We start from the raw sequence: 12,036 nt of genomic DNA, 5'->3' as shown, positions 1-12,036 counted from the left end.
CAGGGCCTTGCGGTCGAGTTTGCCGTTGGGGGTCAGGGGCAATTGCCCGAGGAACAGCAGATGCGCTGGAATCATGTAGTCAGGTAACGAAGACTTGAGCGCAGTCTTTAGTCCCTCACGCAGTTGTCGTTGTGCTTCGCTGTCGTCCAGCGCCAGTTGCGGGGCGACCGCATACGCCACCAATTGCGCGCCACCCTCGGCGTCCAGCGCCAGCACCGCCGCTTCGGTGACGGCGGATTGGGCCAGCAGCCGCGCTTCGATTTCCCCCAGCTCGATGCGGAAACCACGGATTTTCACTTGATGGTCGATACGGCCCATGTACTCCAGTTCGCCGTCCTCGCGATAACGGGTCAGGTCGCCGGTGCGGTACAGACGTTCGCCGTTGGTGGAGAACGGATTGGGCACAAACTTCTCGGCGGTCATCCCCGGACGGGCCAGGTAACCGCGCGTGATGCCGGCGCCGGCCAGGTACAACTCAGCCGAAATGCCTTGGGGCACCGGTTGCAAATCGGCGTCCAGCAAATGGCTGCTGGTGTGCTTCAGCGCATGGCCGATGCTCGCGGTGCCGCCGGCCTCGCGGCGGGTCCAGGTGGAATAAGTGGTGTCCTCCGACGGGCCGTAGAGGTCGTAGACGTGCTCGATGTTGGCCTGCTCATACAAGGTGTCCACCAGCACCTGTTTCAGCGGTTCACCGGCCAGGTTGATGATGCGCACGCTGGCAGGAATTTGCCCGGCGCGTTGCAACGCGGCAATCGCCGACGGCACGGTGTTGATCAGGCGCACCTGATCCCGGGCCGGCAGTTGCGGCAGTTCCAGGGCATTGCGCGCGATGATCAGCGAGCCACCGTTGGCCAGGGTGACGAACAGCTCCCACACCGACAGGTCGAAACACACTGAAGTGGAGGCCAGCACACCTTGAATGTCGTCGCGGCTGTACACCGATTGCGACCAGTCGATCAGCGCCATGACGTTGCGATGGGCGATGGCCACGCCTTTCGGTTTGCCGGTGGAACCGGAGGTGTAGATCACGTAGGCGAGGTTGTCCGGGGTGACCGAGGTCTGCGGAGCACTGACCGGATAATGGCCGAGCGGGACCTTATCCATCAGCACCACTTGCGTACCGGCACCGATTTGCAGGGTCGCCGCCACGGCCTGCTCGGTCAGCAGCACCAGGGCGCGGCTGTCTTCGAGCATGTAGGCCACGCGCTCGGCCGGGTAATCCGGGTCAAGAGGTACGTAGGCGCCGCCGGCCTTAAGCACTGCCAGCAATGCGATCAGCAGTTGCTCAGAGCGTTGCATCGCCACGCCGACCCGTACTTCCGGACCGACGCCCAATTCGATCAACTTGCGCGCCAGACGATTGGCCTGGCGGTCGAGTTCGGCGTAGGTCAGTTGCTCGGTGCCGAAGGTGACGGCCAAGGCATCCGGCGTGGTCGCGACCTGGCTGGCGATGCGCTGGTGAATGCACAGCTCAGTGGCGAAGTTCGCTTCGGCGGTCGTGACGATGGAATCCTGCAAGGTCAACTCGCTGAGCGAGCGTTCCCCAGTTTCGGCCATCTGCGCCAACAGGTGCTGCAAATGCGTGCCCAACTGCGCCACGGTGGCCGAGGCAAAACTGTCGTTCTGGTAGCTGAAGTGCACCGACAGCTGATTGCCGAGGCTCACCAGCAGCGTCATCGGGTAATTGGTCTGTTCATGGTTGGTCACCGGTCCGAAGCGCAAACCTTGCGGCGCGCCCTGCTCCAGGGCCTCGGAGATCGGGTAGTTCTCGAACACCATCAAGGTATCGAACAACGCCTCGCCACCCTGTCCGGCCCAGCGCTGGATATCCGCCAGCGGCGTGTGCTCGAACTCGCGCAACGCCAGGTTCTGCGCCTGCACGCTTTGCAGCCAACTGGCCAGGCTCTGCTCGGCACGCGGCACGGCGATCACCGGCAAGGTGTTAATAAACAGACCGATCTGCTGCTCGGCACCCGGCAAGTCCGCCGGACGCCCGGCCACCGTCGCGCCAAACGCCACACTGTCTTTACCGGTGTAACGCTGCAACAGCAGTAACCACGCAGCCTGGACCAAGGTGTTGAGGGTGACTTTCGAAGCACGGGCAAACTCGGCCAGACGTTGGGTCTGGTCAGCGTCCAGCACTTGGTAATGATCGCCATGACCGACGCTGAGGTCTTTAGGTCGGGCGATGGCGTGGGCCAGTCGCGTCGGCTCTTCCAGGGTGCTGAGCGCCGACAGCCAGAACGCTTCGCTGACTGCCGCGTCCTGACGTTGCAGCCAGGCGATGTAGTCGCGATAACGCCCCGGCTGGCGCGCCACGCCCTGACCGCTGTAGTGCTGCAACACCTCGCCGAGCAACTGCGCGCTGCTCCAGCCGTCCATCAGAATGTGGTGGTTGGTGTAGATCAGGTGATGACGGTCGGCGGCGGTTTGCACCAGCACCAGTCGCAACAGCGGCGCCTGGGTCAAATCGAGGCCCTGAGCCCGCTCTTCATCCGCCAAGGCTTTCAACGAAGCGTCGAAGTCGACGTGCTCACGCCAGTCCAGTACACGGAACGGCACGTCAATCTGGCGATGAACAACCTGCACCGGCTGCTCAAGATCACCCTGCCAATGGAACGCGGTGCGCAGGATATCGTGGGCATCGAGCACCGCTTGCCAGGCATCGCGAAAACGTTGCGGATCGACGCCCTCGACGTCCAGGCGCATCTGGTTGATGTAGTCGCCAGTGCCGTGTTCCAGCAAGGTGTGGAACAGCATGCCTTGCTGCATCGGTGACAGCGGATAGATGTCGTCGATGGCTTGGGGTTGCACGACCAACGTATCCAGTTGCGTTTGCGACAGCCGCGCCAGCGGGAAGTCCGACGGCGTTACGCCACGGTTGGCACTGTTGCAGCAATGGGCGATCAGCGCAGTGAGTTCTTCCAGGTAATCGTCGGCCAAACGCTGGATGGTCGCTTCGTTGAACATCTCGGCGCTGAAGGTCCAGCTCAGGTCCAGTTCACCGCCAAACACCTGGCCGTCGAGGGCCAACTGATTGCCGAGCGGGCCTTGCATGTTGACTTCCTGGCCACCGGATTCGCTGGTCGGCACGAACAAGGCATCGTCGGCAGCATCGAAGCTGCCGTCGAACTGGCCGAGGTAGTTGAAGTTCAGGCGCGGTTTGGGCAGCGCTTGCAGAGTGTGCCGCGCATGGTCATCGCCCAGGTGCGCGAGGGCACCGAAGCCGATGCCTTTGTTCGGGATGGCGCGCAGTTGTTCCTTGATCTGTTTCAGCGAGGCACCGAGCTCTGCGACCGGGGTCAATTTCGCCGGGAACAGGCTGGTGAACCAACCGACGGTGCGGGTCAGGTCCACGCTGTCGAACAGGTCTTCACGACCGTGGCCTTCGAGTTGCACCAGCACGCTGTCGTCACCGGTCCAGCGCACCATCACCCGCGCCAGCGCGGTCAGCAGCAGGTCGTTGACCTGGGTGCGATACGCCGCCGGGGCTTCTTGCAACAGCTGCTGGGTCAGGGTTTTGTCGAGGCGGCTGCGGATGGCCAGGGCTTGTTGATGTTGCTGACCGCCCTGCGGGTTGTCGCACGGCAATGCAACCGGCGCGCCTTGCAACGCTTGCTGCCAATAATTGAGCTCAGCCTGCAACGGCGCGCTGGCGGCATAACCTTGCAGCGCTTCGGCCCAGGCTTTGACGGCACTGGTCTTGGCCGGCAATTGGCCTTGGCGATAGGCGGTCTGCAAGTCTTCGAAAAGGATGCGCCACGACACGCCATCCACCACCAGGTGATGGACGATCAACAGCAAGCGTTGCGTGCCGTCGGCGAGGTTGGCCAGCACGGCGCGGATCAGCGAACCGCCGCTCAACTGCAAACTGCGCTGGGCCTCGTTGCCCAAGGTTTCGAGGGCGGCCAGATCGGCCACGTCGGCTTGCCACAGGATTGGCCCGGCCTTGTTATCGCGGTACTGCACGGACCAGCCTTCGCCCTGTTCGAAATTCAAACGCAGGCTGTCGTGATGAACCATCAGTGCGGCCAAGGCTCGCTCCAGCGCTTCAGGATCCAGCGTTTGAGTCGGCTTGAGCATCACCGACTGGTTCCAGTGATGACGATCCGGAATCGCCTGGGCGAAGAACACTTGATGCACCGGCAACAGGGCCATTTCTCCGGTCACGGGCCCTTGATCGATCAGTTGCAACGGTTCACCGGTCTGCACCACCGCCACCAGCGCCTGAATGGTCTGGTGTTGGAACAAGTCTTTCGGGGTGAAGCGCAAACCGGCCTGACGGGCGCGGCTGACCACTTGAATGGAGATGATCGAATCGCCGCCCAGTTCGAAGAAGTTGTCGCTCAAACCGACCCGTTCCAGCTTCAGCACGTCTTGCCAGATTGTGGCCAGTTGCTGCTCCAGCGCGGACTGCGGCGCCACATAGGCTTGCTGCAATTGGCTGACGTCAGGACGTGGCAGGTTCTTGCGGTCGAGCTTGCCGTTGGGAGTCAGCGGCATGCGTTCGAGCAGCAAGACGTAGGCCGGGACCATGTGTGCCGGCAAAGCGGCCTTGAGTTGTTCGCGCAGTGATTCGGCAAAATCCTTGCCTTGAGCATCGCCGACCACATAAGCCACCAGGCGTTTGCTGCCAGCACTTTCCTGAGCCACGACCACCGCTTCACGCACACCGTCGAAGGTCTGCAAGCGCGCTTCGATTTCCCCCAGTTCGATGCGGAAACCACGGATCTTCACCTGGTTGTCGATCCGCTCCAGGTAGTCGAAGGTGCCGTCGGCGCGTAGGCGCACCCGGTCACCGGTGCGGTAGAGCAAACCGCCCGTGGCGCTGAACGGATCCGCCACAAAGCGCTCCGCCGTCAGCCCCGGACGATTGAGGTAACCCCGGGCCAGCCCGGTGCCGCCGAGGTACAGCTCGCCGGCCATGCCTTGGGGCAACAAGTTGAGGTCAGCGTCGAGCACATAAGCACTGCGGTCACCAATGCGACTGCCGATTGGCGCGTAGGCGGCACCGCACTGCACGTCGCGTCCGGCCTTCCAGATCAGCGGCGTGACCACGGTTTCGGTCGGGCCGTAGCCATTGATGATGTATTCCGGGTTCAGCGCACGCTTGACCCGTTCGAAACTGGCGTTAGGCACCGCATCGCCGCCGAAGCAGTAGATCCTCACCTTGGGCGGATTGCCCTCGCGCTCGGCGTGTTCGGCCAGTTGTTGCAGATAGACGGGCGGGAACGCGACCACGGTGACGCCGTGTTCGATCATCGCGTTGTAGGTCTGCTCCGGGGTCCACAGGCTGTCGTCGCGGATCAGCAGCGAAGCGCCATGGGTCAGGCTGGTCAACCAGCGTTCATGGGCGCCGTCGAAGGCGAACGACATGAAGTGGAATTCGCAGTCGCTGTCGCGCATCTCATAACGTTCACCAATGGCCAGGCAATGCATCGCCAGCGGACCGTGGGTCACGCTGACGCCTTTCGGGTTGCCGGTGGAGCCGGAGGTGTAGATCACGTAGGCGAGGTTGTCAGGATCGAGGTTGACCACCGGGGCTGTGACCGGGCGCGCGCTCAGGTCGAGACGATCCAGTTCCAGCACGTTCATGGCGGCTTCAATCGGCAGTTGCGCGGCAATCCGCGAATCCGTCAGCAGCAGCGCCAGCCCCGAATCCTGCATCAGGTAGGCCAGGCGTTCCCGGGGATAACTGGTGTCCAGCGGCACGTAGGCACCACCGGCCTTGAGCACCGCCAGCAACGCCACGATCAGGCCTTCACCGCGCGGCAGGGCCACGCCGACGCGCACTTCCGGGCCGACGCCTTGCGCGACCAGTTCATGGGCGAGACGATTGGCCCGCAGGTCGAGTTCGCCATAGCTGAAACGTTGGCCATCGAAGATCACCGCCGGGCGCTCGGGACGCTCGGCTGCCAACGCCGCGAAACGCTGATGCACCGCGACATTCACCGGGTACGGTTGCGGCTGGTTGTTCGCTTGTTGCAGGGTTTGTTCTTGCACCGTGACCAGGGCGATTTCACCCAGGCGTCGCTCGGCGGATTCGGCAAAGCGGTCGAGCAGGTGCAGCAGCTGCGCACTGAGACGCTCGACCGTCGCGACGCTGAATTTTCCCTGATCAAAACTCAGGTGCAGCGCCAGGGTGTCGCCGAGGGTCACGCCCAGGGTCAGTGGATAGTGGGTCTGATCCTGGTTGGCGACTTCGCCGAACACCACGCCTTGGGCGGTGCCGTGTTGCAGGGCTTCGGAGATCGGGAAGTTTTCGAACACCAGCAAGGTGTCGAACAACGACTCACCGCCCTGCCCGGCCCAGCGCTGGATATTGGCCAGCGGCGTGTGTTCGAACTCGCGCAGGCTGAGGTTCTGCGCCTGCACGGCGGCGAGCCAGGCACCGACGCTCTGGTCCGGACGCGAACCGGCGATCACCGGCAAGGTATTGATGAACAGGCCGACTTGTTGCTCGATACCCACCAGGTCCGCCGGGCGCCCGGCGACGGTGGTGCCGAACGCCACGCACTCGCTGCCGGTGTAGCGCTGCAACAGCAGCAGCCACGCGGCCTGGACCAGGGTGTTGACGGTCACTTTTTGCTGGCGGGCAAAGTCGTTCAGGCGCCGGGTACGCACAGCGTCTGCCTCGAAATGCCGCAGCGTATGACCAGTTTCAGCCAACACCTCGCCACCGCTCGCCGCCGCTTGAGCCAGCACAGTCGGCTCCTGGAAATCCGCCAGTTGCGCCAGCCAGAACGCTTCGCTGACCGCGCCGTCCTGGCGCTGCAACCACTGGATGTAATCGCGATAACGCCCCACGGGACGCGGCGGTTGCTGGCCGCTGTAACGCTGCAACACCTCGCCGAGCATCTGCGCGCTGCTCCAGCCATCCATCAGGATGTGGTGGTTGGTGAAGATCAGGTGATGACGGGTGTCGCCGGTCTGGATCAGGGTCAGGCGCAGCAGCCCGGCCTGGGTCAGATCGAAGCCTTGGGCCAGGTCGGCGGCGGTGAAATCGCTGAGGGCCTGGGCGATGTCCGTGCGTTCGCGCCAGTCGAACAGCACGTAAGGCAGCGGCAAATGACGATGAATGATCTGCAGTTGTTCCTGCAACTCGCCCTGCCAGATGAAGCCACTGCGCAGAATGTCGTGGGCATCCATGGTCGCCTGCCAGGCGTCACGGAAACGCTCGGCGTCGAGGCCATCGACATCGACGCACAACTGGTTGATGTAGGTGCCGGTGCCCTGTTCGTACAGGGTGTGGAACAACATGCCTTGCTGCATCGGTGACAGCGGGTAGATGTCCTCGATGCCGGCGGCGGGCACCGGGATCGCGTCCAGTTGCGCTTGATCGATGCGCGCCAGCGGGAAGTCTGAGGGCGTCACGCCCATCGACTCCGGCAGGCAGCAATGCTTGATCAACGCTTCGAGTTCGCGAGTGTATTCATCGGCCAGACGGGCGATGGTCGCTTCGTTGAACACCTCGCGGCTGAAGGTCCAGCGCAGGTCCAGTTCGCCTTCGAACACTTGGCCTTCAACGCCTAGCCAGTTGTCCAGCGGCGCCTCGACGCTTTGCTCGCCCCCGGCACTTTCACCGGCCGGGCTGAACAACGCACCTTCCTCGGCATCGAAGCTGCCGTCGAACTGGCCGAGGTAGTTGAAGGTGATGCGCGGCGTCGGCAAAGCCTTGAGGCTGGACTTCGTGGCCTCATCGCCGAGGTATTTCAGTACGCCAAAACCCAGGCCTTTGTTCGGGATGGCGCGCAGTTGCTCCTTGATCTGTTTCAGTGCCGCGGCCATGGAGTCGGCTGGCGTCAGGCGCACCGGGAACAGGCTGGTGAACCAGCCCACGGTACGGGACAGGTCGATATCGTCGAACAGGTCTTCGCGACCGTGGCCTTCGAGCTGGATCAGGGTGTCGGCGTGGCCGGTCCAGCGGCAGATCACTCGGGCCAGGGCGGTCAGCAGCAAATCGTTGACCTGGGTGCGATAGGCGGCGGGCGCCTCTTGCAGCAATTGTTGGGTGAAGGTTTTGTCCAGTCGGCTGTGCACCACGTGGGCATAACGGCTTTGCTGGCTGCCTTGGGGGTTGTCGCACGGCAGGTCCACGGCGGCGCCCTGCAATTGCTGATGCCAGAACGGCAACTCCACTTGCACCGCTTCGCTGCTGGCGTAGGCATGCAGATGTTCGCCCCAGACCTTGTAAGAACTGGTTTTCGCCGGGAGCCTGAGGCTCGCCCCGTGCAGCGCTTGTTGATACGCCTGCTGCAAGTCTTCCAGCAGGATGCGCCAGGACACGCCGTCCACCGCCAGGTGATGGATCGCCAGCAATAGGCGCTGGCTGCCATCGGTCAAGGTCGCCAGCACACCGCGCAGCAGCGGGCCGTTTTGCAGGTCGAGACTGCGTTGGGCCTTGACGTAGAGAGCGTCCAGTTCGGTGGCACTGATATTGTCGGCGGTCCACAACAATTCGTCGTCGGCGGCGATGCCCGCCACTTCGGCACGGCCTTCGTTGAAGCGCGAACGCAACACGTCGTGGTGGGCCAGCAGCCCATTCAGCGCTTGCGCCAGTGGAGCCACTTGCAAGTCTTGGTGGGCACGCAGCAAAACAGCCTGATTCCAGTGATGACGCTGTGGAATCTGTTCTTCGAAGAAGGTTTGCTGGATCGGCAGCAACGGCATCTCGCCGGTCACCGGGCCTTGATCGATGGTCAACGCAGCCACACCTTGCTGCGCCACACCCGCCAGACCTTGCACGGTCTGATGCTGGAACAGGTCACGCGGGCTGAAATGAATCCCGGCCTGGCGCGAGCGGCTGACCACTTGAATCGAGATGATCGAGTCGCCACCCAGCTCAAAGAAGTTATCGGTCAGGCCGACCTGCTCCAGCTTGAGCACGTCTTGCCAGATCCCGGCGATTTTCTGTTCCAATTCGCTGCGCGGCGCCACGTAGGTGGGCTGCATCTGGCTGGCGTCCGGGGCCGGCAAGGCCTTGCGGTCAAGCTTGCCGTTCGGGCTCAGGGGCAAGGCCGGGAGGAACAGCAGGTGCGTCGGCACCATGTAATCCGGCAGGTTGTCCTTGAGTTGCGTCTTGATCGCTTCGCGGGTGACGTTTTGCGCTTCGGCGCTGGCCGTGACTAATGAAGTGTCTGAAGGCACGACATAGCCGACCAGTTGCAGGCTGCTACCGCCTTGCACTGCCAGCACCACTGCATCGCCAACCGATTCCAATTCCAATAATCGCGCCTCGACTTCACCCAGCTCGATGCGGAAACCGCGAATCTTCACCTGATGGTCAACCCGGCCGACGTACTCGATGCCCCCCTGGGCGTTGAAACGGGCCAGGTCGCCCGTGCGATACAAGCGTGCACCCGAGCCGGAAAACGGATCGGGGATAAAGCGTTCGGCGCTCAGATCTGGACGCTGGAAGTAACCACGCGCCAACAGGTCGCCGCCAATCACCAGTTCGCCGATCACACCCACCGGGGCAGGTTGACCGTTTTCATCGAGCAAATACGTGTGACGGCCGGGCAATGGCTTGCCGATCGGCAAGGTCAACGGCAACGGTTGGCGACCGAAGATATAGTCGCTGCAATCCAGGGTTGTGGCGGTGACGGTGGCTTCGGTTGGACCGTAGGTGTTGAGCAACTTGACGTGCTCCAGACCGGCCTGACGCCAGGCCAGCACACCTTCCGGCGGCATAGCTTCACCGCCGCTGTGCACCTGGCGCAGCGCCGCATAGTCGCGAGGGCCGATGGCGGCGAACTCCTTGGCGACCATGTTCCAGTAGGCCGTGGTCAGGTCCATCACGGTGATGCCCTGCTCGACGATCTGCCGGTACAGGGTTTCGCTGTCCCAGATGTCGTTGCCGCGCAGCACCACCGAGGCACCGCAGGTCAGCGGGCCGAAGAGTTGCTCGCCAAAGGCATCGAAGTTGAACGTGGCGAATTGCAGCGCGCAATCGGCGGCGCTGAGGTTGTAATAGTGCTGCGAAGCAAAGGCATGTTTGCTCAACGCGCCGTGGCTGATACCGACGCCTTTCGGGCGCCCGGTAGAGCCCGAGGTGAACATCACGTAGGCGAGGTTTTCCGCCCACACCGGGCGTGCCAGATTGCTTTCGTCCGGGAACATCCAGGCATCGGCCTGATCCAGGCACAGGCATGCCACACCGACCGGCACCGGAAGGCGTTCCAGCAAATGGCTTTGGCTAAGGATCAACTGGCTGCCACTGTCTTCGATCATGCACAGCAAGCGGTCGCGGGGGTATTGCGGGTCCAGCGGCAAATAGGCGCCGCCGGCCTTGAGCACCGCGAGAATGGCGACGATCAGGTCCAGACCGCGATCCACCGCGATCCCTACCAGCACGTCCGGCCCCACGCCTTGCGCCACCAGCGTGCGCGCCAGACGGTTGGCCCGGGCGTTGAGCTGGCCATAGACCAGCCGCTGGCCGTCGAAGATCAGCGCGGTGGCGTCAGGGGTATTCTCGGCAGCAGTTTCGAACAGCTCGTGCACCGGGCGTTCGCTCGGCCACACGGTGTCGTTACGGCCCCAGTCACCGACCAGTTGCTGGTATTCGTCAGTCGCCAGCAACGGGATTTCGCCGACCCGTTGTTGCGGGTCATTGACGATGCTGCGCAGCAAATGGGTCCAGTGCCGAGCCAGGCGTTCGATGGTGTCCGCTTCGAACAGGTCGCTGGCGTAGGTGAACGCCGCGTGCAGTTGCCCGGCCTTTTCATAGGTATCCAGGCTCAGGTCGAATTGGGTGCTGCGGCTTTCCCACTCGATGACGCCCAGTTCCAGGCCGGTGCCGACCTTGAGGGTGGTGACATCCGCTACTTCCGGCTGATGGTTGTACATCACCTGGAACAACGGGTTGTAGCTCAGGCTGCGCTCCAGTTTCAGCGCTTCGACCAGGCGTTCGAAAGGTAGATCCTGATGGGCCTGGGCGCCGAGGGCGGTTTCCTTGAGGTCGCGCAGCAGATCGCCGAGACGGGTCTGGCCGTCCAGTTGCACGCGCAGCACCTGGGTGTTGACGAAGAAGCCGATCAACCCTTCGATTTCCCGCCGATTGCGGTTAGCAATTGGCACGCCGATGCGCAGGTCATTCTGGCCGGTGTAACGGTGCAGCAGAATATTGAATGTGCCGAGCAACAGCATAAACAGCGTGACGCCGTGCTGGCGGGCAACCCCGCGCAGTTGTTCGGCCAGGACTGCGTCGACCACATGCTCATGGCGCCGCCCGCGATAGCTCGGCAATACCGGGCGCGGGTGATCCAGCGGCAGCTCCATCACCGGGTGTTCGTCACCCAATTGCGTCAGCCAGTAGTCGAGTTGTTTTTGCTGCTCCCCGGCTTCCAGCCAACGGCGCTGCCACAGAGCGTAGTCGCTGTATTGGATCGGCAGCGGCGCGAAATCCAGGGTCTGGCCTTGATCGTGGGCGTCGTAGAAACGGCAGAATTCGTCGATCAACACGTTCATCGACCAGCCATCGGACACGATGTGGTGCAAAGTCAGCAACAATACGTGTTCCTGCTCGTCGAGCTGCAACAGGCGCACCCGCAGCAGCGGGCCCCGGGCCAGATCGAAAGGAATCAGCGATTGCTGCTCGGCGGCTTCGGCGACCCGGGATTCCCGTTCTGCCGGGGCAAACGCGCTGAGGTCGAGGCGCTCGATGTCCAGCGGTTGCCGCACCGAGACCTGCAACAGGCTGTCATCGGGTTGTTGCTGAAACACCGTGCGCAGGGTTTCGTGACGTTCGATCAGGCTGGCGAACGCTTGCTCCAACGCAGCCTGATTCAAACGCCCGGTCAGGCGCACCGCTGCCGGCAGGTTATAGGCGCCGCTTTGCGGATCCAGGTGCCAAAGAAACCACATGCGTTGCTGGGCATAGGACAGCGCCTGGCGATCCTCGGCCTCAACCCCTGCCGGGATCGGAAACTGGGAAAAATCCACGCCTTCCTTGTTCAAGGCCGCAAGGAACATCTGGCGCTTTTCCAGGGGCAACCCGATAAACCGGCGAGCAAGTTTCAAGGAGTCTTCAGCATTCAT

1 protein-coding gene (cut by a window edge) is annotated in these 12,036 nt (G+C 62.8%); it reads right to left on the bottom strand.

Going from position 1 to position 12,036, the window contains the following annotated elements:
- Positions 1-12,036: the 5' portion of a non-ribosomal peptide synthetase gene (locus HKK52_RS30620; RefSeq protein ID WP_169373838.1), read on the bottom strand. 333 nt of this gene lie to the left of the window's left edge; only the first 12,036 of its 12,369 coding nucleotides appear in the window; its start codon is at positions 12,034-12,036; its stop codon lies off the left edge, out of view.

This window comes from Pseudomonas sp. ADAK2 (assembly GCF_012935755.1).
GTDB lineage: Bacteria > Pseudomonadota > Gammaproteobacteria > Pseudomonadales > Pseudomonadaceae > Aquipseudomonas.
Note: the sequence above shows the minus strand (reverse complement) of the source record. Positions and strands in the feature narration are given on the sequence as shown.